At 69.5% G+C, this 24379-nt stretch carries 27 protein-coding genes; 14 read left to right on the top strand and 13 right to left on the bottom strand.

The genetic code is table 11. From position 1 onward, the window contains the following. Positions 1 to 15: 15 nt before the first annotated feature. From cobS to H536_RS0107510, 3 genes are read left to right on the top strand one after another with little or no spacing between them, the layout of a single operon-like run. Positions 16 to 1002: a cobaltochelatase subunit CobS gene (gene cobS / locus H536_RS0107520; RefSeq protein WP_024349880.1), complete on the top strand. Its 987-nt coding sequence runs from the start codon at positions 16 to 18 to the stop codon at positions 1000 to 1002. Between the two features lie 6 nt (positions 1003 to 1008). Next, positions 1009 to 2919, top strand: coding sequence for a cobaltochelatase subunit CobT (gene cobT, locus H536_RS0107515; protein WP_024349879.1), 1911 nt, complete (start codon positions 1009 to 1011; stop codon positions 2917 to 2919). Further along, entirely contained in the window at positions 2919 to 3941 is a 1023-nt protein-coding gene (locus H536_RS0107510; RefSeq protein ID WP_024349878.1) for an esterase-like activity of phytase family protein, read from the top strand. Before cobT ends, H536_RS0107510 begins: the two co-directional genes overlap by 1 nt. Before the next feature lie 6 nt (positions 3942 to 3947). Here H536_RS0107510 and H536_RS0107505 read toward each other — a convergent pair whose 3' ends face one another. Both H536_RS0107505 and rpmB read right to left on the bottom strand, forming a co-directional pair. Next, on the bottom strand, positions 3948 to 4640 hold the full coding sequence (locus H536_RS0107505; RefSeq protein ID WP_024349877.1) for a queuosine precursor transporter: 693 nt from the start codon (positions 4638 to 4640) through the stop codon (positions 3948 to 3950). A 108-nt stretch (positions 4641 to 4748) separates the two neighbouring features. Further along, entirely contained in the window at positions 4749 to 5045 is a 297-nt protein-coding gene (gene rpmB / locus H536_RS0107500) for a 50S ribosomal protein L28 (protein WP_009210727.1), read from the bottom strand. Positions 5046 to 5277: 232 nt separating this feature from the next. On the opposite strand from rpmB, the gene H536_RS0107495 reads away from it, so the two are divergent. Both H536_RS0107495 and yddG read left to right on the top strand, forming a co-directional pair. Further along, positions 5278 to 6060, top strand: a complete 783-nt coding sequence (locus H536_RS0107495) for a DUF3108 domain-containing protein (RefSeq protein WP_024349876.1) — start codon at positions 5278 to 5280, stop codon at positions 6058 to 6060. Between the two features lie 131 nt (positions 6061 to 6191). Beyond that, complete coding sequence (gene yddG / locus H536_RS0107490; protein ID WP_024349875.1) at positions 6192 to 7076, top strand: aromatic amino acid exporter YddG; 885 nt, start codon at positions 6192 to 6194, stop codon at positions 7074 to 7076. Here the strand turns inward: yddG and H536_RS0107485 are convergent. Beyond that, positions 7073 to 7525, bottom strand: a complete 453-nt coding sequence (locus H536_RS0107485) for a cupin domain-containing protein (protein WP_024349874.1) — start codon at positions 7523 to 7525, stop codon at positions 7073 to 7075. The two genes, yddG and H536_RS0107485, sit on opposite strands and share 4 nt — an antisense overlap. Then, positions 7525 to 8295 (bottom strand): hydroxyacylglutathione hydrolase, encoded by a 771-nt coding sequence (gene gloB, locus H536_RS0107480; RefSeq protein ID WP_024349873.1) that lies wholly within the window; start codon positions 8293 to 8295, stop codon positions 7525 to 7527. Before gloB ends, H536_RS0107485 begins: the two co-directional genes overlap by 1 nt. Before the next feature lie 56 nt (positions 8296 to 8351). Between gloB and H536_RS0107475 the strand changes: the two genes are divergently transcribed. Next, positions 8352 to 9233, top strand: a complete 882-nt coding sequence (locus H536_RS0107475; RefSeq protein ID WP_024349872.1) for a class I SAM-dependent methyltransferase — start codon at positions 8352 to 8354, stop codon at positions 9231 to 9233. Between the two features lie 18 nt (positions 9234 to 9251). Here the strand turns inward: H536_RS0107475 and H536_RS0107470 are convergent, their stop codons facing one another. Further along, complete coding sequence (locus H536_RS0107470) at positions 9252 to 10292, bottom strand: helix-turn-helix domain-containing protein (protein ID WP_024349871.1); 1041 nt, start codon at positions 10290 to 10292, stop codon at positions 9252 to 9254. A 134-nt stretch (positions 10293 to 10426) separates the two neighbouring features. Between H536_RS0107470 and H536_RS0107465 the strand changes: the two genes are divergently transcribed. Beyond that, positions 10427 to 11476 carry an alpha/beta hydrolase family protein gene (locus H536_RS0107465; RefSeq protein WP_024349870.1) on the top strand — a complete coding sequence of 350 codons (1050 nt, stop codon included), beginning with the start codon at positions 10427 to 10429 and terminating at the stop codon, positions 11474 to 11476. 65 nt (positions 11477 to 11541) lie between these two features. On the opposite strand, the gene H536_RS0107460 is transcribed toward H536_RS0107465, so the two are convergent. The 3 genes from H536_RS0107460 to metX are packed head-to-tail and all read right to left on the bottom strand — an operon-like array spanning position 11542 to position 14095. Beyond that, positions 11542 to 12210, bottom strand: coding sequence for a YoaK family protein (locus tag H536_RS0107460; RefSeq protein WP_024349869.1), 669 nt, complete (start codon positions 12208 to 12210; stop codon positions 11542 to 11544). A gap of 47 nt (positions 12211 to 12257) precedes the next feature. Next, on the bottom strand, positions 12258 to 12911 hold the full coding sequence (gene metW, locus H536_RS0107455; protein WP_155898416.1) for a methionine biosynthesis protein MetW: 654 nt from the start codon (positions 12909 to 12911) through the stop codon (positions 12258 to 12260). A 2-nt stretch (positions 12912 to 12913) separates the two neighbouring features. Next, positions 12914 to 14095, bottom strand: coding sequence for a homoserine O-acetyltransferase MetX (gene metX, locus H536_RS0107450; RefSeq protein WP_024349867.1), 1182 nt, complete (start codon positions 14093 to 14095; stop codon positions 12914 to 12916). A gap of 256 nt (positions 14096 to 14351) precedes the next feature. On the opposite strand from metX, the gene pheA reads away from it, so the two are divergent. The 3 genes from pheA to H536_RS0107435 all read left to right on the top strand — a co-directional run bounded on the left by pheA (position 14352) and on the right by H536_RS0107435 (position 17364). Continuing rightward, positions 14352 to 15149, top strand: a complete 798-nt coding sequence (pheA, locus tag H536_RS0107445; protein ID WP_024349866.1) for a chorismate mutase — start codon at positions 14352 to 14354, stop codon at positions 15147 to 15149. A gap of 164 nt (positions 15150 to 15313) precedes the next feature. Further along, the gene (gene hisC, locus H536_RS0107440; protein WP_029702876.1) at positions 15314 to 16411 is read left to right on the top strand and encodes a histidinol-phosphate transaminase; all 1098 of its coding nucleotides are present in this window, start codon (positions 15314 to 15316) and stop codon (positions 16409 to 16411) included. Further along, positions 16408 to 17364, top strand: a complete 957-nt coding sequence (locus H536_RS0107435; protein ID WP_024349864.1) for a prephenate/arogenate dehydrogenase family protein — start codon at positions 16408 to 16410, stop codon at positions 17362 to 17364. Before hisC ends, H536_RS0107435 begins: the two co-directional genes overlap by 4 nt. Here the strand turns inward: H536_RS0107435 and H536_RS0107430 are convergent, their stop codons facing one another. Next, the gene (locus H536_RS0107430) at positions 17365 to 18384 is read right to left on the bottom strand and encodes a DUF2125 domain-containing protein (protein ID WP_024349863.1); all 1020 of its coding nucleotides are present in this window, start codon (positions 18382 to 18384) and stop codon (positions 17365 to 17367) included. Between H536_RS0107430 and H536_RS0107425 the strand changes: the two genes are divergently transcribed. Then, complete coding sequence (locus H536_RS0107425; RefSeq protein ID WP_081651870.1) at positions 18383 to 18961, top strand: gamma-glutamylcyclotransferase; 579 nt, start codon at positions 18383 to 18385, stop codon at positions 18959 to 18961. The two genes, H536_RS0107430 and H536_RS0107425, sit on opposite strands and share 2 nt — an antisense overlap. 16 nt (positions 18962 to 18977) lie before the next feature. Here the strand turns inward: H536_RS0107425 and H536_RS0107420 are convergent, their stop codons facing one another. The 4 genes from H536_RS0107420 to ftsE all read right to left on the bottom strand — a co-directional run bounded on the left by H536_RS0107420 (position 18978) and on the right by ftsE (position 22325). Further along, the gene (locus H536_RS0107420) at positions 18978 to 19739 is read right to left on the bottom strand and encodes a lysophospholipid acyltransferase family protein (RefSeq protein WP_024349861.1); all 762 of its coding nucleotides are present in this window, start codon (positions 19737 to 19739) and stop codon (positions 18978 to 18980) included. Between the two features lie 121 nt (positions 19740 to 19860). Further along, on the bottom strand, positions 19861 to 20595 hold the full coding sequence (locus tag H536_RS22455) for a YdcF family protein (protein ID WP_009210742.1): 735 nt from the start codon (positions 20593 to 20595) through the stop codon (positions 19861 to 19863). 88 nt (positions 20596 to 20683) lie between these two features. Continuing rightward, the gene (locus tag H536_RS0107410; protein WP_024349860.1) at positions 20684 to 21673 is read right to left on the bottom strand and encodes a cell division protein FtsX; all 990 of its coding nucleotides are present in this window, start codon (positions 21671 to 21673) and stop codon (positions 20684 to 20686) included. Then, entirely contained in the window at positions 21666 to 22325 is a 660-nt protein-coding gene (gene ftsE, locus H536_RS0107405) for a cell division ATP-binding protein FtsE (protein ID WP_024349859.1), read from the bottom strand. The genes H536_RS0107410 and ftsE overlap by 8 nt, the downstream gene beginning before the upstream one ends. 170 nt (positions 22326 to 22495) lie before the next feature. Between ftsE and H536_RS0107400 the strand changes: the two genes are divergently transcribed. The 3 genes from H536_RS0107400 to H536_RS0107390 all read left to right on the top strand — a co-directional run bounded on the left by H536_RS0107400 (position 22496) and on the right by H536_RS0107390 (position 24361). Further along, on the top strand, positions 22496 to 23248 hold the full coding sequence (locus H536_RS0107400; protein ID WP_024349858.1) for a hypothetical protein: 753 nt from the start codon (positions 22496 to 22498) through the stop codon (positions 23246 to 23248). Beyond that, on the top strand, positions 23245 to 23781 hold the full coding sequence (hpt, locus tag H536_RS0107395) for a hypoxanthine phosphoribosyltransferase (RefSeq protein ID WP_009210746.1): 537 nt from the start codon (positions 23245 to 23247) through the stop codon (positions 23779 to 23781). The genes H536_RS0107400 and hpt overlap by 4 nt, the downstream gene beginning before the upstream one ends. A 151-nt stretch (positions 23782 to 23932) precedes the next feature. Further along, positions 23933 to 24361 carry a response regulator gene (locus H536_RS0107390; protein ID WP_024349857.1) on the top strand — a complete coding sequence of 143 codons (429 nt, stop codon included), beginning with the start codon at positions 23933 to 23935 and terminating at the stop codon, positions 24359 to 24361. Positions 24362 to 24379 lie beyond the last annotated feature (18 nt).

Genomic DNA, 24379 nt, shown 5'->3' with positions numbered 1-24379 from the left:
ACCGTTGGAGGTAGTATGAGTGCAGCGGAACATCACGTGGCCCCCCTGCCCGATACCACGGTCTCGGTGCGTGACACCTTCGGGTTCGACAGCGACCTGACGGTCCCGGCCTTTTCCGCGTCCGACCCGCACGTCCCAGAGATCGACCCGGACTATCTGTTCGACAAGCCGACGACGCTGGCGATCCTCGCCGGCTTCGCCAAGAACCGGCGCGTCATGGTCTCGGGCTATCACGGCACCGGCAAGTCGACCCATATCGAGCAGGTCGCGGCCCGCCTCAACTGGCCCTGCGTGCGCGTCAATCTCGACAGCCATGTCAGCCGCATCGATCTCGTCGGCAAGGATGCCATCGTCGTGCGCGACGGCATGCAGGTCACCGAGTTCAAGGACGGCATCCTGCCCTGGGCCTACCAGAACAACGTCGCACTGGTGTTCGACGAATACGACGCCGGTCGCCCCGACGTGATGTTCGTCATCCAGCGGGTGCTGGAATCCTCCGGCCGGCTGACCCTGCTCGACCAGAGCCGCGTCATCCGCCCGCATCCGGCCTTCCGCCTGTTCGCCACGGCCAACACCGTCGGCCTCGGCGACACGACCGGCCTCTATCACGGCACCCAGCAGATCAACCAGGCGCAGATGGACCGCTGGTCCATCGTCACGACGTTGAACTATCTGCCCCACGACCACGAGGTCGGGATCGTCGTGTCCAAGGCCAAGACCTACGCCACCAAGGAAGGCCGCGAGACCGTCTCCCAGATGGTCCGCGTCGCCGACCTCACCCGCTCGGCCTTCGTCAATGGCGACCTCTCGACGGTGATGAGCCCGCGCACGGTGATCACCTGGGCCGAGAATGCCGAGATCTTCGGCGATCTGGGCTTTGCCTTCCGGCTCACCTTCCTGAACAAGTGCGACGATCTGGAGCGCCCGCTCGTCGCCGAGTTCTACCAGCGCGCCTTTGGCGAGGAACTGCCGGAGAGCGCCGCCAACCTCGTTCTGGACTAGGCGGCCATGGCCAAGATCGGCGACAACACGCGTCCTGTGGACCGCAAGCCGGCCGATAGCGAGCCGTTCCGGCGCGCCGTCGCCGGCTGCCTGCGGGCGATCGCCGGCGATGCCGAGCTCGAGGTCACCTACGCCTCCGAGCGTCCGGGTCTCAGCGGCCAGCGCGCCCGCCTGCCGGACCTGCCCAAGCGCGTCTCCAAGACCGATCTCGGCGTCACCCGCGGCCTGTCCGACGCCATGGCGCTGCGCAAGGCGCGCCACGATTCGCGGCTGCATTCCAGCCTGTCGCCCGACGGCCGCAGCGCCCGCGCCGTCTACGACGCCGTCGAGCAGGCCCGCTGCGAGGCGATCGGCGCCAATGCCATGCGCGGCGTCGGCGACAATCTCGCGACGATGCTCGAGGACAAGTATTTCCGCTCCAACCTCGCCGACGTCACCGACCGCGCCGAGGCGCCGATCGAGGACGCGGTGGCGCTGATGGTGCGCGAGAAGCTGACCGGCCGCCCGATCCCGCCCAGCGCCGAGGCGCTGGTCGACGTGTGGCGCGACTTCATCGACGAGAAGGCCGGCGCGAAGTTCGACCGGCTCAGCGAGACTGTCGGCGACCAGCAGGCCTTTGCGCGGGCGATGCGCGACATGCTGGTCTCGCTGGAGATGGCCGAGAGCCTCGGCGACGAGGACGAGAGCGACGACACCGACAGCGAGGAAGAGCAGGGCGACAACCAGACCCGCGATTCCGACGAGGGCGGCTCCGAGAAGGAGAGCGGCACCGACGAGGCCGAGGCCCAGGAGAACGAGAGCGAAGGCGAGAACCAGGAGGCGGCCGAGGCCGAATCCTCCGAGGCGACCGCCGACGATCCCTCCGACGAGGACAGCCAGGACACCGAGACGCCGGGCGAGTCGCGGCGCCCCAACCAGTCGCAGCACGGCTTCAATCTCGACAGCGACTACAAGGTCTTCACCCAGGCCTTCGACGAGACCATCGGCGCCGAGGAATTGTGCGACGAGGCCGAGCTCGATCGGCTGCGGGCCTTTCTCGACAAGCAGCTCTCGACCCTGCAGGGCGTCGTCGGCCGGCTGGCCAACCGGCTGCAGCGCCGCCTGATGGCCCAGCAGAACCGCTCCTGGGACTTCGACCTGGAGGAAGGCTATCTCGATCCCGCCCGGCTCAGCCGGATGGTCATCGACCCGATGCAGCCGCTGTCCTTCAAGATGGAGCGCGACACCGACTTCCGCGACACGATCGTGACGCTGGTGATCGACAATTCCGGCTCCATGCGCGGCCGTCCGATCACCGTCGCGGCCACCTGCGCCGACATCCTGGCGCGCACGCTGGAGCGCTGCGGCGTCAAGGTCGAGGTGCTCGGCTTCACCACCCGCGCCTGGAAGGGCGGGCAGGCGCGCGAGGCCTGGCTGAAGGCCGGCAAGCCGCAGAAGCCCGGCCGCCTCAACGATCTGCGCCACATCATCTACAAATCCGCCGATTCGCCGTGGCGCCGCTCGCGGCGCAATCTCGGCCTGATGATGCGCGAGGGGCTGCTGAAGGAAAACATCGACGGCGAGGCGCTGATCTGGGCCCACAACCGGCTTCTCGCCCGGCCCGAGCAGCGCCGCATCCTGATGATGATCTCGGACGGCGCGCCGGTGGATGATTCGACCCTGTCGGTGAATCCCGGCAACTATCTCGAACGGCATCTGCGGGCGGTCATCGAGCAGATCGAGACCCGCTCGCCGGTCGAGCTCCTGGCGATCGGCATCGGCCACGACGTCACCCGCTACTACCGGCGCGCCGTGACCATCGTCGATGCCGAGGAACTGGCCGGCGCCATGACCGAGCAGCTCGCCGATCTCTTCGAGGACGAGAAGGCCGGCGGCCGGCGCGGACAGCGGCGCCGTGCAGGCGGCGCCGGACGCTGATGGGCGGGCGCAGCCGGCGCATCAGTGCCACGGCGCTCTGCGCCCTCCTCCTGGCCACCACCGCGCCCGTCGCCGCGGGCAGCGGCCTCGACATCGCTGCCAAGCCCGTCGCGCGGTTCGACAAGAACTCCGACCGCGTCCGCTTCGGCGCGCTCGACTTCGTCGGCGGCTTTTCCTTCTGGTCCGATGACAGCCGGCTGATGGGCCTGTCCGCCTTCCGGTTCCGCGACGGCGGCAGCCGCTTCCTCGCGGTCTCCGACACCGGCTACTGGCTGGGCGGGCGCATCGCGCGTGACGCCGACGGCCGGCCGGTGGGCATCGCCGAGGCGACGCTCGACCCGATCCTCGCCCCCGACGGCCAGGCCCATCGCCGCAAGGGCGATGCCGACGCCGAAGGGCTGGCGATCGACGGCGACAGGGTCGTCGTGTCCTTCGAGAGCGATCACCGCATCGCCGCCTTCGCTGCCGCCCCCAGCATGGCGGCAAGCCGGCCTTCGCCGCTCGCTTTGCCGATCCCGCGGCGCGAATTGCGCGGCAACAAGGGGCTGGAGATGCTGGCGGCCGCACCGGCCTCGGGGCCGCTGGCCGGTGCGCTGGTGACGGTGAGCGAGCATTCCATCGACCGCGCCGGCAATCTCTTCGCCGCAATCCTCGACGGTCCGCGATCGGGTCTCTTCACGGTGCGCAAGGATACCGACTGGGAGGTCTCGGACGGCACGTTCCTCGCCGGCGGCGACCTCCTGCTCCTGGAGCGGCGCTACAATGGCTGGGTCGGCGGGCTGGGCATCCGGATCCGGCGGGTCGCGTCAAACGGCATCCGTCCCGGCGCCCTCGTCGACGGCCCGGTGATCGCGTCCTTCGATCTCGGCCAGGAGATCGACAACATGGAAGCGATCGACGCCTGGACCGACGACACCGGCGCGACCCGGCTGACGCTCATGTCGGACGACAACGGCTCGTATTTCCAGCGCAACATGGTGCTGGAATTCCGCCTCGCCGAGGACGAGGCGCGCACCCACTGAGGGGTGTCAGATGCCGGCGGCCGCCACCGGCCGGACCGGCATGAAATGCTGCATGATGATCCGGTAGGGCACCAGCGCGAACACCGCGATGAACAGCTTCACCGTGAAATCGCCGATCGCCCAGGATACCCAGCGCGGTGCCTCCACGGCCATCAGGCCGAGCAGCGGCGCGCTTTCCAGCGCGAAGCCGTCATTGGGGCCGAGGAACAGGAAGAACGGCGCGAAGGCGACGGTGAAGAAGGTGATCGTGTCGACCACCGACCCCGACAGCGACGACGCCGCCGGCGCCCGCCACCAGCTTTCCTGGCGCAGGCGGTTGAACACCGCGATGTCGAGGAGCTGCGCGGCCAGGAACGCCCCGCCCGAGGCGATGGCGATTCGCAGCAGCCGCTCGGCGGCCGTCGCATATTCCAGGAAGCCGAGATCGTAGAGCACCGGCGGCACGACGATCGAGCAGGCGACCGCGGCGGCAAAGCCGATATAGACCACGCGCCGGGCGATGGCCGGGCCATAGCGACGGTTGGTCAGGTCGGTGACGAGAAACGCGAAGGCGTAGGTGAAGGCGCCGTAGGTCAGGATGTCGGCCAGCTGCAGCGAGCCGATCTGGGCGAAGACCGGGAACTGCACCGCGACGTTCGACGCGAGCACGATCGCCGTCATGGCGATGACGGGAAGCAGATAGATGCGCAGGAGCTGCATTTTTTTAACCTGGGTGATGGAACCAGTTTGTGCCGGACGCCCGAAGGCGACCGGCCCGGATATGTCGGATATCAGGGGCGCTGGCGCGCCCCCGTCAGCACGGCCTGATCAGGCGGCTGCCGTCTCGGCGATCTTCTTGGCGATCTGGCGCTTCAGCAGACGGGCGCGCTGCGACAGCTCGGCCGCGTCGGCCTTGGCCAGGAACGCGTCGAGACCGCCGCGGTGCTCGACCGAACGCAGCGCATGCGCCGAGATGCGCAGACGATAGCGCTGGCCCATCGCGTCGGAGATCAGCGTGACCTGGCACAGATTCGGCAGAAACTTGCGACGCGTCCTGTTGTTCGCGTGGCTGACATTGTTGCCGGACTGGACAGCCTTGCCAGTGAGTTCGCAGGCGCGTGACATCGGATCACCTTTCAGATTAACGTAACGCCCGACCGAGACGCGCCACCGCAACAGGCGCGATCATCGACATCGGGTATGACCGGAAATTCGAACGGGTCTATAGTCCGGGCCGGACGATGCGTCAAGCCGCGCGACGCGGCGACCTGCCCGTCCGATCGCCACAAATTCGCACCGTTTGTCCCGTCTGCCCGAAAGCTGCCCGTTCCCCTTCGCCGCGAGAGGCCTTCGCCCCATGATGTCCAGACCGATTCTCGCCCTTGTCGCCGTCGCGGCAACGCTCGCCGCCGGCCTCGCTCCGGTCCGGGCCGAGCAGACGGTTACGACGCGCTACGGCGTCTCGATCATCGGCCTGCCGGTCGGCAAGGCGAGCTTCGACACCACCATCGACGGCAGCCGATTCTCGGTGAAGGGCACCCTGTCCTCGGCCGGGCTCGGCAGCCTCGTCTCCAACACCCGCGGCACCAGCCGGGTCGCCGGCAAGGTCACCAGCCGCGGCTTTGCGGCCGAAAGCTACGGCCTCGACTATACCAGCGACGCCAAGCGCTGGTCGAGCGACGTCGCCTTCAGCGGCGGCCGCGTGACCTCGGCGAAGGTCGGCCCGAAGCGCGCCAAGGCCAAGCCCGATTACGTGCCGGTGCAGCGCGCCCAGCTGCGCTCGGTGGTCGATCCCCTGAGCGGGCTGATGATCAAGACCGGCGACGCCGCCTCGGTGTGCCGCCGGACCCTGCCGCTCTATGACGGCTGGTCGCGCCTCGACCTGAAGCTGTCGCCGGCCGGCACCCGGCGCTTCGACATGCCCGGCTTTTCGGGCAATGCCGCGGTCTGCAAGCTGCGGATCGACCCGGTCAGCGGCTATGACAAATCCTCCAAGGGGCTGAAGTTCCTGAAAGGCCAGACGCTGGAACTCTGGTTCGCGCCGATCGCCCGCGAGGACGTCTACGTCCCGGTCTATGCCCATATCCCCACCACCGTCGGCCCGCTGACCCTGTCGGCCCTGTCGGTCTCCGTCGATTGATACGGGCCGGGCGCGGCCCCGCCGCGCCTCGCCGTTCCGCCGACAGCCGCACCGCCGGCGAGATCCGCCCCCGTGCCATTGACCCGCCGCACACGGGGCGAGCATAGATCGCCGCGGCAGCAGGAGTGGACATGGGCACGATACTGGGTTTTGCGGCGGTCCTGATGTGGGCTGTCCTGGCGCTTCTGACGGCGCGCAGCGGCGCGGTCCCACCGTTCCAGCTGGCCGCCATGACCTTCCCCATCGCCGCCATCATCGGCGTCGTCGCCCTCAAGCTGCGCGGCGGCGGCCTCGCGGTCTTCCGCCAGCGGCCGGCCGTGTGGCTCCTCGGCGTCGGCGGGCTGTTCGGCTACCACGCCCTGTACTTCGCCGCCCTGCGCAACGCCCCGGCGGCCCAGGCCGGCCTGATCGCCTATCTCTGGCCGCTGCTGATCGTGCTCGGATCGGCCGCCCTGCCCGGCGAGCGCCTGCGCTGGTTCCACATCCTCGGCGCCCTCTGCGGCCTTGCCGGCGCAGCGCTGATCGTCACCGGAGGCGGGGCGCTGGCCTTCTCCCCCGACTATGCGCTCGGCTACGGCCTCGCCGGGCTCTGCGCCCTCACATGGTCGAGCTACTCGCTGCTGTCGCGGCGCTTCGGCGACGTGCCCAGCGACGTGGTCACCGGCTTCTGCGCGGTGACGGCGGTGCTGTCGCTCCTCGCCCATCTCGCCTTCGAGACCACGGTCTGGCCGCAGACGGGTGGCGAGTGGATCGCGGTGCTGCTGCTCGGCCTGCTGCCGGTCGGCGGCGCCTTCTATGTCTGGGACTACGGGGTCAAGCACGGCGACATCCAGGTCATCGGCGCGGCGAGCTATGCCGCGCCGCTCCTGTCGACGCTGGTGCTGATCGCGGCGGGCGAGGCGGCGCTGTCGGGCACCATCGTCATCTCGGCGATCCTCATCACGCTGGGGGCCTGCCTCGCCGCGCTGCCGCTGTTCCGGCGGCTGCTACGGCGCGGCGAAGCGGTGGCGCGCTAGTTCCCGGAGGCCTTGCGCGGCGTCGGCCGCCAGTTCTCCGGCGCCATCTCGAAGGACGCGAAGTCGAAGCCGGGCGCCACGGTGCAGCCGACGAGGGTGTATTCGCCAAGGCTCGTCGCGGTCTGCCAGCAGCCGGCAGGCACGACGAATTGCGGCCGCTCGCCGGCCTCGACATCGGGGCCCAGCCGGTGCGCCGAGGCGTCGTGGCCGTTCTGCGAGATGGTGATCACCAGCGGCGCGCCGCCATACCAGTGCCAGACCTCGGCCGCATCGGTCACACGGTGCCATTCCGAGGTCTCGCCGGCTTCCAGGAGATAGTAGATCGCCGTGGAGGCGGCCCGGCCGCCCTCCCCGGTCGCCTCGTCGCGAAAGGTCTCGCGATACCAGCCGCCCTCGGGATGCGGCTTCAGGTCGAGCGTGCGGACGAGGTGCAGCGCTTTCAGGCTCATCAGTAACCATCCCGCTTCTTGCGGATGGCCGCGAAGACCTCCGCCGGTTCTGCGTCTTCCATGCCCATGGCCGCCTTCAGCTCCGGATCGTCGGCCCGCAGGAACGGATTGGTCTTCTTCTCGCGTCCGAGCGACACCGGCAGGGTCGGCTTGCCCTCGACCCGCAGATGCTCGACCTCCTTCACCCGCTCCTGCAGCGCCAGGTTCTGCGGATCGATGTCGATGGCGCAGCGGGCGTTGGTGGCGGTGTATTCGTGGCCGCAATAGAGCATCGTGTCGTCCGGCAGGGCGCGCAGCCGCTGCAGCGAGTCCCACATCATCGCGGCATCGCCCTCGAACAGGCGACCGCAGCCGAGCGAGAACAGCGCATCGGCGGCAAACAGCGCCTTGGCGTCGGGCATGTAGTAGGAGACCTCGCCCAGCGTGTGGCCCGGCGTGTCGATCGCCTCGACGCGGATGCCGCCGACATCGAGCGTGTCGCCGCCGGACGCCGTTCGGTCGATGCCGGGAATGCGGTCGCGCTCCTTGGCCGGGCCGATGATCTCGACCTGGAAGCGCGCCTTCAAGGCCTGATTCGCCTCGACATGGTCGCCGTGATGGTGGGTCGTCAGGATGTGGGTCAGCGTCCAGCCGGCCGCCTCCAGCGCGTCGAGGATCGGCTGTTCCTCAGGCGCGTCGATGGCGATCGTGGTGCCGGTGCCCCCGTCGTGCACCAGCACGCCGAAATTGTCGCTCCGGCAGCCGAACTGGCGGATCTCGATCGAAGCCATAAGCACTCGTCCCCCTCTGATTGATGCTGTCCTGCGAGTTAGGGCAGCATGGCGCGATGTCAGCCGCCATCCGGCGGTCGCTCGCGCCCGCCGATTGCGCGACGGGAGTTTCGAGCCAGCTTGCAATCGTTCTATGTAAGGATCGCTGGCGGGACGGACGCCGAACCGGAGAGCACACACTGACGACCAATGCCGACATCGTCGACCTGCGCGACTTCTACGCCTCGCCCCTGGGCGCGGCGGCCGCGCGGGCCGTCTCGCTGGCGCTGACGCCCTTGTGGCGGCCGATCTCGCAGGAGCGGCTGGTCGGCCTCGGCTATGCGGTGCCCTATATCGACCGCTTCGCCGCCGACGCCGAGCGGGCGCTGGCCTTCATGCCGGGGGCCCAGGGGGCGCAGGTCTGGCCGGCCGGTGCTGCGTCGCTGACCGCGCTGATCGGCATCGAGGATCTGCCGCTGGGCGACGCCTCGGTCGACCGGGTCCTCATCGTCCATGCGCTGGAATTCGCCGAGAGCCCGGAGGCGATGCTGGCCGAGGCCTGGCGGGTGCTGGCGCCGGGTGGGCGCATCGTCATCGTCGCCCCCCACCGCCGCGGCATCTGGGCGCGCTTCGAGCATACGCCCTTCGGCTCGGGCCGGCCGTGGTCGCGCGGCCAGCTGACCCGCCTTCTGCGCGCCACCATGTTCACGCCCACCGCCTGGTCGCAGGCGCTGCTCTTCCCGCCCTTCCAGCGGCGGTCCATGCTGAGCTTCGCCACGCCGCTGGAGCGGGTCGGCCGCGACCTGTGGCCGGTCTTTGCCGGCGCGGTGATCATCGAGGCGACCAAGCAGCTCTATCGCGGCGTGCCGGTGACCTCGATGGCGAGAGAACGCCGCCGGGCGATCAAGCCGGTGCTGGTGCCGGCCGGCGCCGGCGCGGGCGCCCGGCTGTTCCGCTAGCCGCCACGCCGCGCGCTCTCAGGCCGGCGCCGTCACGCGCCGTGGCGCATCCGGCGCGTTGGCCGCCTGCCACGCCCCCGGTGCCATCCCGGTCACCCGCAGGAACTCGCGGTTGAAGTTCGACTTGGTGTTGAAGCCGCTGTCCAGCATGGCCGCGGTCACGCTCTCGCCGGCCGTCAGGCGCGCGCAGGCATGGCGGATGCGGAAGCCGTTGACGTAGCGCGAGACGTTCTCGCCGGTGGTCCGGTTGATCGCCGTCGACAGCCGCTTGGCCGGCACCAGCAGCCGCCGCGACAGCCGCTCGAGGGTGAGATCGGCGTCGAGATAGAGCGCCCCCTCGGCGACCAGCGCGTCGAGCCGCGCCATGATCTCGGCATCCTGCCGGACATCCTCCGATGTCGGCTCGGCCGCCGTCTTCTCCTCCGCCGCTGCCGCCGCATCGCCACCTGCCAGGCTCTGCGACAGGCACAGGGCGCCGACGAGGCCGAGCGAAAGCGAGGAGAACAGGCTGATGATCAGCGGCTGCGTCCATCCGGCGCCCGACAGCTGCAGCACCCCGATCAGCCCGTCGCTGACGGCGGACAGGATCAGCGCCAGCGCGATGACGCTCCACACGCGGCCCGGCCGGTCGGCGGTCTCCAGCCGGGTTAGCGGCAGGCTGTCGGCGCCGGCCCGCACCGCAACGAGGATCGCGACGCCATAGGCCGAGAAGAGCCCCGGCACGACCAGATCGAGGAGGACGGGCGCGAAGGCGACGCAGAAAGCGGTGAAGACCGGTCCCGCCAGATGCGGCAGCGCGCGCCCCGGATCGAAGCGCCGCACCGCCGTCGCCTGGAAGGTGGCGAAGGCCAGCGGCGGGATGATCGTCGCGGTCACCGGCTGGACGAGGCGCAGACCCGTCAGCCCGTAATATTGCGCCAGCGAGATCACCACTCCCTGCAGCGCGCAGGCGGCCAAAAGCAGCAGGAATAGCCACGGCCGGTCCTTCTTCAGGGCGGCGTGCAGCAGCAGGAAGCCCAGGATCAGGGAGACGATCAGCGGGATCGGCAGAACGAGCATGGCGAAACGACCTCCGTTCACCGCGACCTAGACCAAAAACCGGTTCGGCTCGACCTGAAACCGGTTTTCGGACGCCGATCGGGGGGCGCGCCGTCCATGCAGAACGGGTCAGTCCAACCCGAAAGGATCACCCCATGTCCCGATCGCTCATCGCCGCCGCCCTCCTTGCCGGCCTCACCGGTTCCGCCATCGCCGAACCGCTGGCCGGCTACGACCGGCTGACCGTCGCGGCGCCGCATCGCCCGGCGCCGCTCGCCGCCTCGCTCTGGTACCCGCTCGGCACCCCGACCTATCGCGGCATCGTCGGCGAGAACGCGGTATTCGAGGGCACCGAAGCCTATGTCGGCGCCGCCATTGCCAAGGGCCGCTTCCCCCTCGTCCTCCTGTCGCACGGGTCAGGCGGCAACATGGACAATCTGTCCTGGCTGTCGGCGCAGCTCGCCGCCCGCGGCGCCATGGTGCTGGCGGTCAACCATCCCGGCAGCACCACCGGCGATTCCTCGCCGCGCCGGTCGATCCGGCTCAGCGAACGCGCCGCCGATTTGACGGCCGCGCTCGACGCCATTCTTGCCGATCCCGCCTTCGCACCGCATGTCGACGCTGGCCGGATCGCTTCGCTGGGCTTTTCCCTCGGCGGCGCGACGGCGCTGAACCTGGCCGGCGCGCGGCTCGATCGCCGGGCCTATCGCGACTATTGCGCCCGGCTCGGCGACCGCGCGGCCGATTGCGTGTTCTTCGCCCAGGGCGGGGTGGATCTCGCCGCCCTGCCCGACGACTGGGAGCGCGACATGCGCGACGCGCGGATCGCCGCTGCGGTCGCCGTCGATCCGGGCATGAGCTACGCGATCACGCCGGACAGCATCGCCGCGATGACCCTGCCGGTGCTGCTGGTCAATCTCGGCGACGAGACCCGCTGGCCCGCCATCGACGTCAGCGCCGCGGGCAGCGACCTCGTCGCCCGCCTGCCCGACGCCAGCTATGCGGCGGTCGCACCGGGCAACCACTTCACCTTCCTCGCCGAATGCAAGCCGGAGGCGCCGGCCCTGCTCATCGCCGAGGGCGAGGACCCGATCTGCGACGAACCCGCCGGCACCGACCGGGCCGGCGCCCATGCCGAGATCGCCGCCTTCATCGCGGCCTTCCTCGGTCTCGACGCCGACGCACCGCCGGCCATCACGAACTGAGACAGTCTTCCCGAGGACACCGGAACCGGACGGCGCCCCGGTTCCGGACGTCGCGGCGATGCCTCTCAGCCGGCCGGCCGGATCATGTCGCGCAGCGGCTCCGCCGGCCCCATGCGATGGGCAAGCCAGGCGAGGAGTGCGGCGACGGCGACGGCGGGAGCGAGGCTGACCGCCTCGAAGGCGCCATGCGCCAGGGCGCCCAGCGTGGCGCCCGCCAGAAGGCCGGTCCAGAGCAGGAGATACGGCACCCAGCCGAAGCGTTTGCCGCCAAGGCAGGCATTGGCGATGTGCTGGCCCAGCTTCACGAGCGTACCGGTCATGTAGCTGACGCCGATGCTGACCTCGCCATTGCGCTGGAAGACGCAGTTCACCGTGCCCATCGCCGCCGCCAGCGTCAGCGAGGCGTAAGGCCGCCCGACCGTCGCGTCGAGGCCGGCCGCCACCGCCAGGAGCACCGCCACCTGGATCAGCACGGCGGCCTTGCGGGCCGTCCCCGCCACATGCGCCGTCAGCGACCCGGCGACCACGCCGCCGACAAAGGCCGCGACGATCGCCAGGGCCAGCCCGGCGATGCCGGAGAGCTCGGCGAGCCCCACCGCCAGCCGGGTCGAATTGCCGCTCATGAAGGAGACGAACAGGCCGCCGAGCTTCAGAAAGCCGATCGCGTCGACATAGCCGGCGAGCGCCGCAAGGCAGGCGGCCAGGAACCAGCGGCGCGAATCGTAACGGGTCATGCGCCTGCCTGTCCCCGCCTCACCATCGACCGGCCCCCATCCTCACCCTAGCGCTTCAGGACGAACACCGCCTGCTGGCCGAACAGGTTCCAGAACGCCCAGGGCAGCTTCATGCCGATGCGCTGGCCGGTAGAGTTCAGCGCCATGGCGGTCTCCACCGTCGCGCCGACCTCCTCGGCCAGGGCGACGAAGTCGCGGATGGTGCAGAAATGGATGTTGGAGGTGTCGTACCAGGCCTGGTGCAGATTGCGGGTCACCGGCATGCGGCCGCGCAGCGCCACCCAGTAGCGGATCGACCAGTGGCCGAAATTCGGGAAGGAGACGATCGCCCGGTTGCCGATGCGCAGAAGCTCCGACAGGACCAGCTTGGGATTGCGCGTCGCCTGGATGGTCTGGGACAGGATGACATAGTCGAAGGCGTCGTCCGGATAGTGGACGAGATCGCGGTCGGCGTCGCCCTGGATCACCGACAGGCCGCGCGCGACGCATTCGTTGACGCCCGGCTGGCTCAACTCCATGCCGCGGCCGTCGACCTGCCGGCGCTGCTCCAGAAGCGCCAGCAGCGCGCCGTCGCCGCAACCGATGTCGAGCACTCGGCTGCCCGGCGTGACGAGGTCGGCGATGATCTCCAGATCGACGCGCGTCGCAGCGTCCTTCGACACGCTCTCGCTGGTCGGCAGGGGTGCGTCGGCAAGCGCCATGGTCAAAGTCCCCGCGCCGTTGCGGCCGACGACACGAAGCCGTCGATGGCCGCGAAGAATTCCGGCTCGTCCAGAAGGAACGCGTCGTGGCCGCGGTCGGTGTCGATCTCGACGAAGGAGACCGAGGCGGCGGCGGCGTTCAGGGCATGCACCACGGCGCGGTTCTCCTCGGTCGGAAACAGCCAGTCGGACGAGAAGGAGACCATGCAGAACCTTGTCTTCGACCCCCGGAAGGCGTTGGCCAGCCGGCCCTCATAGTCCCCGGCGATGTCGAAATAATCCATGGCGCGGGTCATGTAGAGATAGGAATTGGCGTCGAAGCGGTCGACGAAGGTCATGCCCTGGTGGCGCAGATAGCTCTCGATCTGGAAGTCGGCGTCGAAGCCGAAGCCGAGCTGGTCGCGGTCCTGCAAGTTGCGGCCGAATTTCCGCTGCAGGGCCATCTCCGACAGATAGGTGACATGGGCGGTCATGCGCGCCACGGCGAGCCCCTTGTGCGGCCGCTTGCCGAACTCGAAATAGCGTCCGCCCTGCCAGTCCGGATCGGCCATCACCGCCTGCCGGCCGACCTCGTGGAAGGCGATGTTCTGCGAGGAATGGCGCGCGCCGGTGGCGATCGGCAGCGCGGCGAAGACCCGCTCGGGATAGCTCACCGTCCATTGCAGCACCTGCATGCCGCCCATCGAGCCGCCGATCACGGCGAACAGCGTGTCGATGCCCAGCCGCGTCACCAGCATCGCCTGCGCCCGCACCATGTCGCGGATGGTGATCACCGGCAGGCCGAGGCCGTAGGGCTTGCCCGTCGCCGGGTCGATCGAGGCCGGGCCGGTCGAGCCCATGCAGCCGCCGATCACGTTGGAGCAGATGACGAAGTATTTCGACGTGTCGATCGGCTTGCCCTCGCCGATGATCGAGGACCACCAGCCGGGCTTGCCGGTCACCGGCGAGCGGCTGGCCGGATAATGGTCGCCGGTCAAAGCGTGGCAGACGAGGATGGCGTTCGACTTGTCGGCGTTCAGCGTGCCGTAAGTGTTGTAGGCGATCTGGAAGGGCGACAGGTCGCGGCCGGCGTCCAGATGCAGCGGCTCGTCGGGGCCGAAGCGGGCGACCGGGCTCGAGGGTTCGTTGGCCTCGCGGCTGCCGAGGGAATAGTCGAGCTGTTCGCGGGAAGGTTCGGCGCTCATGGGTCTTACCGGCTGCTTGATCGCTGGCGCGAAAGGGCGGGCTGTCCGGCACGTCTCGTGGTGCCGGCGCGTCGTTCGCTGCCACAGATACGCACTGGGAGGCGTCGCGGCAATCGCGGCGACGCGGCGGCCGTGCCCGTTAGCCCGTCGCCGGCCCGTGGCGGGATGACTTTGCCAAGTGCGCAGCGGCCCGATACAAGCCCGACAGACTGTAGAGAATGGCGCGCGAGGGGCGCCGGAGGGGAGTGCCAGACAGATGAACGGACCCGCCAAGGCCGACCCGTCGCGGCTTGCCGAACTGAGAGCCAAGATCGACGCCATCGACGAGTCCGTGCACCGGCTTCTGATGCAGCGTGCCACCGTCATCGACGAGCTGATCGAGGTGAAGGGCACGGCCCGCAACGGCGCCGCCTTCCGCCCCGGCCGCGAGGCCGAGATGATGCGCCGCCTGGCCGGCCGCCACCAGGGCCATCTGCCGCTGACCGCCATCGAGCATCTGTGGCGCGAGATCATCTCCACCTTCACCGCCCTGCAGGCGCCGTTCGCCGTGCATGTCGCCGACGAGGGCGACCTGGTCGCGGCGGTCGAGACGGCGCGCTTCTATTTCGGCTTCTCGGTGCCGATGACCATCGGTGGCTCCAGGCAGGACGTGATCGCGGCGATCGAGGACGGCGGCGACCGCCTCGGCATCGTGCCGATCGGCGCGGCCGGCCGGCCCTGGTGGCAGGGCTTCCGCTCGGCGCAGATCGTCGCACGGCTGCCCTTCTTCGACGCGCCGGGCCGTCCCGCCGGCACGCCCTGCCTCGTCGTCGCGCCGCCGCTGGCCGATCCGGTGCAGCCGGAAATCGCCTGTTACTGCGTCGACGGCCTGACCGGCATGGCGACGCCGGGCGACGGGGTGACGGTGATCGCCGAGGCGCCCTACGGCGCCGACCGCTTCAGCGCGCTGGTCGCCACGACCGGCGGCGAGGACGCGGTGAAGGCGGCGATGGGCGACGGTCTCGACATCCGGCCGGTCGGGGGCTATGCGGCTCCTTTCCGGCTGCCATCCTGACGACCATCGCGCCCACGCGCCCGGGCCGCCCGGGACGGCCGGACCGATCCCCGGATCGCGGCGCCTCCTGACGGGGCGTCCTCCGGGTCGTTGAATTGACGCGTCGGGCCCGCCGGAGCTGATCCGGCGCCAGGGGCCGACGCCGCAGCGAAAGAGTGCGGACGATGAGACCCGTTCCGACCAAGGGCGTCCTCGACATCGAGGCCTATGTCCCCGGCAAGAGCAAGGCGCCGGCCGGCGTGACGCTGCACAAGCTGTCGTCGAACGAGACGCCGCTCGGACCGCCGCCGGCGGCGCGCGAGGCGGCCGTGGCCGCGCTGGCGCAGCTCGAGGTCTATCCCGACGGCCAGTCCTCCGCCCTCAAGGACGCCATCGCCGAGGTCCACGGTCTCGACGGCCGCCATATCCTGTGCGGCAATGGTTCGGACGAACTGCTGGGGCTTCTGTGCCAGTGCTATCTGTCGCCCGGCGACGAGGCGATCCACACCGAGCACGGCTTCCTGGTCTACCGCATCCAGATCCTGGCGCGCGGCGCGACGCCGGTCGCGGTGAAGGAAACCGACGCCACCGCCGATGTCGACGCGATCCTCGCCGCCGTCACCGAGAAGACGAAGCTGGTCTTCCTCGCCAATCCGAACAATCCGACCGGCACCTATCTGCCCTTCGACGAGGTGCGGCGGCTGCACGCCGGCCTGCCCGGCCACGTCATCCTCGTCCTCGACGCCGCCTATGCCGAATATGTCCGGCGCAATGATTACGGCGCCGGCATCGAGCTGGTCTCGTCGTCCGAAAACGTCGTGATGACCCGCACCTTCTCCAAGATCTACGGCCTTGCGGGTCTGCGGATCGGCTGGATGTACGGGCCCGAGGCGATCGTCGATGCGCTGGACCGGGTGCGCGGACCGTTCAACCTCAACGCCGCCGCCATCGCCGCGGGCGCCGCGGCGATCCGCGAGCGCGCCTTCGTCGAGAGCGCCGTCGACCACAATGCCCGCTGGCTGGAATGGACGACCGGCGCGCTGGAAGGCCTCGGCCTCACCGTGACGCCGAGCGTCGGCAATTTCGTCCTGGTCCATTTCCCTGACGAGGCCGGCCGCACCGCCGCCGATGCCGACGCCTTCCTGACGTCGAAGGGCTTCATCCTGCGCCGGGTCGCCGGTTACGGCTTCCCGAATGCGCTGCGCATGACCATCGGCACCGAAGAGGCCAATCGCGGCGCCGTCGCCGCCCTTGCCGATTTCCTCGGCCGGGGGCAGCCATGAGCGAGCCGCTGTTTCAGCGTGTCGCGCTGATCGGTATCGGCCTGATCGGCTCGTCGCTGGCGCACAATATCCGCGCCCGCAAGCTGGCCGGCCATGTCGCGATCACCACCCGCCGCGCCGCGACGCTCACGCGGGCCGAGGAGCTGGGGCTGGGCGACAGCTACCATCTCGACGCCTCGGACGCGGTCCGGGATGCCGATCTCGTCATCCTGTGCGTGCCCGTCGGCTCCTGCGGCGCGGTCACCAAGGAGATCGCCGGCGCGCTGAAGCCCGGCGCGATCGTCAGCGATGTCGGCTCGGTGAAGGGCGCCATCGTCCAGCAGATGCAGCCGCATCTGCCAAGCCATGTGCATTTCGTTCCGGCCCATCCCATCGCCGGTACCGAGCAGTCGGGACCGGATGCCGGTTTCCTCGAATTGTTCGACAATCGCTGGTGCATCCTCACCCCGGTCGAGGGCACCGACGCGGACGCGGTCGCCAGGCTGCGCGCCTTCTGGGAGGCCTGCGGCTCGGACGTCGAGATCATGACGCCGGAGCACCACGACCTGGTGCTGGCGATCGTCAGCCACGTGCCGCATCTCATCGCCTACAATATCGTCGGCACCGCCGCCGATCTGGAGACGGTGACCCAGTCGGAAGTGGTGAAGTTCTCGGCCTCGGGCTTTCGCGACTTCACCCGCATCGCCGCCTCCGACCCGACCATGTGGCGCGATGTCTTCCTGACCAATCGCGACGCGGTGCTGGAGATGCTGGCGCGGTTTTCCGAGGACCTCGCCTCCCTGCAGCGGGCGATCCGCTGGGGCGACGGCGAGACGCTGTTCGACCTGTTCACCCGCACCCGGGCGATCCGGCGCGGCGTCATCGAGGCCGGACAGGACACCGCCAAGCCCGATTTCGGCCGCGACCATTCCCCGGCCCCGGCGGCAGCGCCCACCCCGACGCCGAAGGACTGATCACCGCAGCGGCGGGATCCGGCCGAGCGGCACGACGCCGGCGGCGACATTGCCGTTGCGCACATTGAGGCCGATGACGCTGCGGCCGTTCTCGCTGCGCCCGGCAAAGGACAGCGCCGTGGCGATGGTCTGGGCCGGCGACGCCAGATCCGGCGCGGCCGCCGCGACCAGCGCCGCGATGCGCGCGGGGTCCTGCACGGCGAGCTCGAAATCGCCGCTCAACAGGCCGTCGACGCCCACCGAGAACTCGCCCGACAGCGCCATTTCCGCGTCGCCGAAATCGATCGACAGCATCCGCAGCGCGCCCTCGCGGCCGGCCATGAGCTCGCCCAGCGTCGCCCCGGCGGCCCGCCCGCCGAGCCAGTCCGCCGCGCCGCGGATCGTCAGGTCGAGACCCGCCGTACCCGGCGGCACCTCTGAGAGTTGCGGCGCCAGGCTGCGGGTGTCGCGGCTCGACAGGGCGACGTCGAGATCGCCGTCGCGGCGCCGCAGATGCGCCTCGACCCGCGCGGCCTCGGCCAGCGGCAGGCGGTCGGCAGCCGGCTGGGTCAGCGCCACCACCGGCACCTCGATGGTCAGCGCCGCCCGGTCCAGCCCCTCGGTCCAGAAGGACGCGCTCGCCTGCGCCAATTGCCAGCGCAGCTCCAGCGGCGGCGCGTCCGCCGTGTCGACGATCAGCGGCGCGTCTAGTTCGGCGACGACGCGGTTGGGCTGGTAGATCTGGGCGGCGGTGCGCAACGCGCCGGAGGTCGCCCGCACGCCGTCGCGCGGCGCGTCCAGCGTCACCGCGTCGCAGCGCAGGCCGAGCCGGAACGGATAGCCGAAGACCGCCTGGTTGGCGCAGTCGATCGCGGTGCCGCGCGCCCGCGCATCCTCGATCACCCGGGCGACGCGCGTGTCGAGCTGGTTCGCCAGATAGTACCAGGCGCCCGACAGGCCCGCCGCCAGAAGCACGACGATCGCGATGATCCAGAGATAGGCGCGACCGGCTTTCCCGGGGCCGCCGCTTGACGTCGCCATGGCGTTATCCTTTGAGGGCCCGACCGATATCGCGGACGGGCGGGGCATTTCGAGGGCAATGGACGATTTGTGGGTATTTGGCTACGGCTCGCTGATCTGGCGGCCGGGCTTCGACTTCACCGAACGCCTGCAGGCGCGGCTCGGCGGCTATCACCGGGCCCTGTGCGTGCGCTCCCACGTCCATCGCGGCACGCCGGAAAAGCCGGGGCTGGTCTTCGGCCTGGATCGCGGCGGCTCCTGCGTCGGCATGGCGTTCCGCGTGCCGGCCGCCGAGCGGGACCCCACCATTGCCTATCTGCGCGAGCGCGAGCTGGTCACCCATGTCTATCGCGAGATGACCCTGCCGGTCCGCCTCACCGACGGCCGCAGCGTGCGCGCCCTGACCTATGTGGTCGATCGCGGCCACAGCCAGTATGCCGGCCGTGTCACGGTGGAGCATGCCGCCACGGTGGTGCAGCGCTCGCACGGCCAGTCCGGCGCCAATGTCGACTATGTGACGAGCGCCCTCGACCACATCCACGAGATGGGGCTGCGGGATTCCTGGCTCGAACAGGTGGTCGCGCACCTCCATCGCTAGCCCCGCCACGCGCGCCTCAGACGTCGCGCGGGCCCTGCGACGCCGGCAGATGGCCGTCGCTGGCATAGGCCTCCGCCATCAGATCGGCGGAGCGCGTCTCGATGGAATCGCGCAGATGCGAGAGGAAGTCGGCGCGGTTCAGCCCCGGCTCGATGAGCGGCAGATAGTCGGCCCGGATCGTGCCGGGACGGCGCAGGAAGGCGTGGCGCGGCCAGTAGAGGCCGGAATTCAGCGCCACCGGAACGACCGGCACGCCGACATCCTCGTACAGCCGGAAGACGCCCTGGCGATAATCGGCGATCGCGCCGGGGGCGGTGCGCGTGCCTTCGGGGAAGATGACGATCTGACGGCCCTCGGCGACGGCCTTGCGGGCGCCCTCGATCATCGAGGCGACGGCGCCGCCGCGCTTGGCCCGGTCCACCGGGATCATGCCCATATGGCCGGCCAGCCAGCCGAACAGCGGAATGCGCATCAGCTCCTTCTTCAGGATGAAGGTCGGCCGGTCGAGATCGGGGATGATGGCGAAGACGTCCCAGAAGGACTGGTGCTTGGCGGCGATGATCGCCGGGCCCGCGGGCACATGCTCGGTACCGGTGATCTTCGAGCGCACGCCGCCGACATGCTCGAGCAGCCAGACGCTGGAGCGCGCCCAGTTCTTGACGACCCACCAGCCCGTCGCCTCCGAGCCGAAGAACATCAGCGGGCCAAGCACGATCATCTGGACGATCAGATTGACGTAGAACAGCACGTTGAAGGCGAGCGAGCGGATGAAGATCATGGCTGGAAGCGCCTCCGGCATGGGTCGGCGCGGCAGGGACGGACAGGATTGCAGGCCGGCGACGTGCCGACGCCATACGACGTCGGGCGGCGAGAATCGAGGGGCTGGTCGGCGGCCGGCCTCAGGGATCGAGACCGGCAAGTTCGGTGGCGACGCTGTCGGTCTGGGCGACGCCGAAGACCAGCCGCACCCGGGCGGCGATCAGCTTGGCATATTCGGTCAGGAGCACGCGCAGCCCGGCGGTGTTGGGCATCAGCTCGGCCGACCACAGGTCGTCGCGGCGCACGGCATAGGGGGTCACGGAGCGCAGTTCGCCGATGCGGTCGAATTCGCGCAGCGAGCGCGGCATGTGATAGTCGCTGGTCACCAGGATGAGGTCGCGAAAGCCCTGCTCGCGCGCCCAGTTGCGGGCGATCTCGGCATTGCCCACCGTGTTCAGCGCGGCATAGTCGAGATCGACGCAGCAGGCGAAGAGATCGCGGTCGGTGTCGGTCATGCGGGCCAGCGTCGCGGCGCTGGTGCCCGGATTGACGCCGCTGATCAGGAGCCGGCGGCCCCGCCCCTCCTTCAACAGGTCGATCGCCTGGTCGATGCGCAGCGCGCCGCCGGTCAAAACCACGATGCCGTCCGCCGCGCCGATCGGCGCCGGCTTGGCGAGAAGGCTCACCTCCTCGGCAAAGCGCACGAAGCCGCCGGCCAGATAGCCGCCCAGAAGCACGCCGACGAGAACCGCCGCAAGGCACAGCCGCCGTACGCCCCTCGGCATCCAGCGATGCGACCGGCGCACCGGTTTGTCGCCGGGCGCGTCGCGGCCGGGGCCGGAAGAATGGGGGTGGGCCGATGACGCTAGGATCATCGGATCATGTTCCTCTCGGAATGCGACATCGCTTTGTCCGTGTCCTCGTCCTGAGACGCAGTCTTTCCAGTCCAGGGTTAACCGGACCTTACCGCTCGACCGGCGAGATCATGTCGATCTCCGCGAGATGACGGACCACAGTAAGGCGAGATGTAAACGCCGTCAGCCCTCCCACGGTTGCAACGAGGGCGACGACGCCGACATAGCCGATCCAGCCGATCGAGAAGGACCCGAACAGGGCGCTGATCTGGTCGGCCTCGGGCGTCGCGGTGTTACTCGCCGTCCAGAACCCCATCATCGCGAAGAGGACGAGCGCCGTCGCGCCGCCGATCACCGCCCCGACGAGGCCGAGCCGCAGGAAGTGCCGCTCGAACTCGCGGGCGATGAAGGAGGAGCGGGCGCCTACGAAATGCAGCACCTCGATGATGTGGCGGTTGCCGGACATCGCCCCGCGGGTGGCGAAGACCACGGTCAGGGTCGTGGCCACCAGCACCAGCGTCAGGACGCCGACGCCGACCAGCACCGTCGCCCGCGCCATGGTCACCAGCCGCGACACCCAGGCGCGGTGATCGTCGAGCTCGGAGGCCGGCACCTCGCTCTGCAGGCGTGCCACGAGGGCGACGAAGTCGGGCGGCGAATCCTGGTCGATGGATATGATCACCAGCCGCGGCACCGGCAGGTCGTCGAGATTGAGCCCGTCGCCCAGCCAGGGCTCCAGCAGCCGGCCGGTGGCCGCGTCGTCGAGAATGGTCGCGCCGGTGACCCCGGGCGTCGTCAGCGCGATGCGCCGCACGTCGGCCAGCGCCGCGGCCATGTCAACGCCGTCGTCGGGCAGCACCTGTACGGTGATCTCGCGGGAGATGTCGTTCTGCCACTGGGACGCCGTGTCCGAGACCAGCGTCACCGCGCCGACGGTCAGGCTCGCCAGGAAGGTCATGATGGCGATGACCGTCATCAGCGCGCGGCCTGCGACATTGGCGCGCGGCACGATCGGCGCCGGCCTGTCCTCGCCGGTCCGGCCGACGAGCCGCAGCACGGTTTCGCGCAGGTCGATCCAGTGGTCGGCGAGATCAATCATAGATGTCGAGGCGTCCGTCCGAGAGGACCAGGCGGCGCGCGGCCACCTGTTCCATCAGGTCGAGATCGTGGGTGGCGATGACCACCGCGGTGCCCGTGCGGTTGAGCTCCATGAACAGGCGCAGCAGCCGGCGGGCGAGCGGCGGATCGACATTGCCGGTCGGCTCGTCGGCCAGAAGGATGTCCGGCTGGTCGATCAGCGCCCGGGCGATGGCGGCGCGCTGCTTCTCGCCGCCCGACAGCACCACCGGCGAGGCATGCAGCCGTTCGCCGAGCCCGACCCATTTGATCAGGTCGATCACGTCCTGCCGGTAGGAGGCCTCCTCGCGGCCGCGCACCCGCAGCGGCAGCGCGACGTTCTCGTAGGTCGACAGATGCTCCAGCAGGCGGAAATCCTGGAAGACGACGCCGATGCGCCGGCGGATCGACGGCAGGTCGGTGCGCGACAGGGTCGAGGCGTCGCGGCCGAGAACCGTGATCAGGCCGCGGGTCGGCTTCAGCGCCAGAAACAGCATGCGCAGCAAGCTGGTCTTGCCGGCGCCCGACGGCCCGGTCAGGAACTGGAAGGACTGGCGCTTCACCTCGAAGGACAGATCGCGCAGCACTTCCGGCCCCATGTCGTATCGAAGCCCGACATTCTCGAACCGAATCACTGCGCAAAGCCCCCGTCTTGTCGCCCTCGATCGTCCAGATGCACCGGACTTGTGGTGAATGTTGGCCGTCCTAACCGGCGCGCGCCGCGACGGCCACCCCGCAGCCGGATTCACGGTTTGTTAAGCATAAATCCTTACCGATTGCTGAACGCCGAAGCACAGAGGATGCGATGACCGAGTTTCGCACCAACGCTGACACGCGCCGGGCTCCCCGCCGCGTCATCACCATCGACGGCGAGGCCGAGATCGTCGGCCGCCAGTCGCTGCCGCGCCATGCCTCGACGCTCCGCCAGATCGCCCACGAGCCGACGGTAAGCGAAGCGATGCCCACATCAAGCGGGCGTCCCTTCGGACGCCGGGCGAGCGGTCATGGCCATGGCAGCTTTCCCGACGCCGCCGCCGAGGAGCGCGACCTGCTGCGCCAGGCGTTCCTGCTGTCGCGCCACGCCTCGCGGCCCGCGCAGGACGCCCCGGCCCGCTCGTCGCTTGCCGCGCGCGCCCGCCGGCTCAGTCCCGGCCGCGCCGTCCTCGTCGTCGGCGGCTTCCTGGTCGGTCTTCTGGCTGCGCCGGTCCTTCTCCTGTCGATGCCCGATTCGCCGGTCGCCGCGCCCTATGCGGTCACCAGCGCCTCCGGCCTCGTCCTGCGCAATGTCGATGCCAACGTCGTGCCGCGCGGCAGCGGCGCCGTCCTGTCGGTCGCCGGCGTCATCGCCAACGACACCGCCGGCCCGCTGACCGTTCCGACGCTCCGCATCGCGCTGACCGATGCCGGCGGCATCACCCGCAGCAAGCCGCTGAACGCGCAGATTTCCGCCCTGCCGGCGGGACAATCGGTGCGATTCCTCTCGGCACTGGCGGTCGCGGATGATACAGCGGGCGACATCAGGGTCGAATTCGAAGACACAGGAGCGGCTGACCGGTGATTACCGTCCGCGGCAAACAGATCGAGCCGCTCTACAGCGTCGAGGAAATCGCGAAGACCGTCGACCGGGTCGCCGGCGAGATCGCGGCCGTGCCGGCCAAGGACCTTCTGGTCATCTCGGTGCTGAAGGGCTCCTTCGTCTTCGCCGCCGACCTGATCCGCGCCCTGCACCATGCCGGGCTTGCGCCCGAGGTCGAGTTCATCTCCCTGTCGAGCTACGGCGCCGGCACCGAACCCGGCGAAATCCGCGTCCTGCGCGACGTGGAGAGCGAGGTCGCCGGCCGCACGGTGCTGCTCATCGACGACATTCTTGAATCGGGCCGCACGGTGAAGTTCGCCCGCGACCTGATGCTGTCGCGCGGTGCCGCCGAGGTGCCGATCGCGGTCCTGCTCGACAAGCCGATGCGCCGCAAGGCGGATATCGAGGCCGATTATGTCGGCTTTTCCTGTCCCGACCAGTTCGTCGTCGGCTACGGCATGGATGTCGGCCACGCCTTTCGCGAACTGCCTTTCGTCGGTCGCGTCGTCGACTGACGGCGCCTACCATCGCCTGCCGCACGACCGCCCGAGCGGCCGCCGCCATCTGGCTGCGACGATCGAAAGCCTCGACACGCAAGCTTTGCGCAAGGATTGTGCCTTAGAAGCGCAATTTGGTGTTGCGTAGGCAGACGATGGGAGGCCCCTCTTGGCGAGGATTCTGATCGCGGAAGACGACGCCGGCGTTCGCCTCCTGGTTTCGCGGGCGCTCGGGCTGGAAGGTCACGAGGTGACCGTCGCCGAAGACGGCGAAATGGCGCTGGACGTCCTGGTCGAACGGGACGGCGCCTTCGACTTCGTCCTGTCCGACATCCGCATGCCCTGCCTCACCGGCATCGAGCTCGCCCACGAGATCGCCGCATCCTGGCCGCATCTGCCGGTGCTTCTGATGACCGGCTATGCCGAGCAGATGGAAGCGGCAGAGGATCTGACCGCGATCATCGAGGGCGTGGTGGAAAAGCCGTTCTCGATCGCCGAACTGCGCCGCGAGGTCGCCCGCATACTGGCCGAGCGCGCGGCACAAAAGGGCGATGCCGCCGACGCCCCCACCGCACCGCATATCCGCCGCTGCGCCTGACGCTACCGCGAATACAGC

Source organism: Aurantimonas coralicida DSM 14790, from assembly GCF_000421645.1.
GTDB classification, from domain to species: Bacteria; Pseudomonadota; Alphaproteobacteria; order Rhizobiales; family Rhizobiaceae; genus Aurantimonas; species Aurantimonas coralicida.
This window is presented reverse-complemented; position numbering and strand designations above follow the sequence as displayed.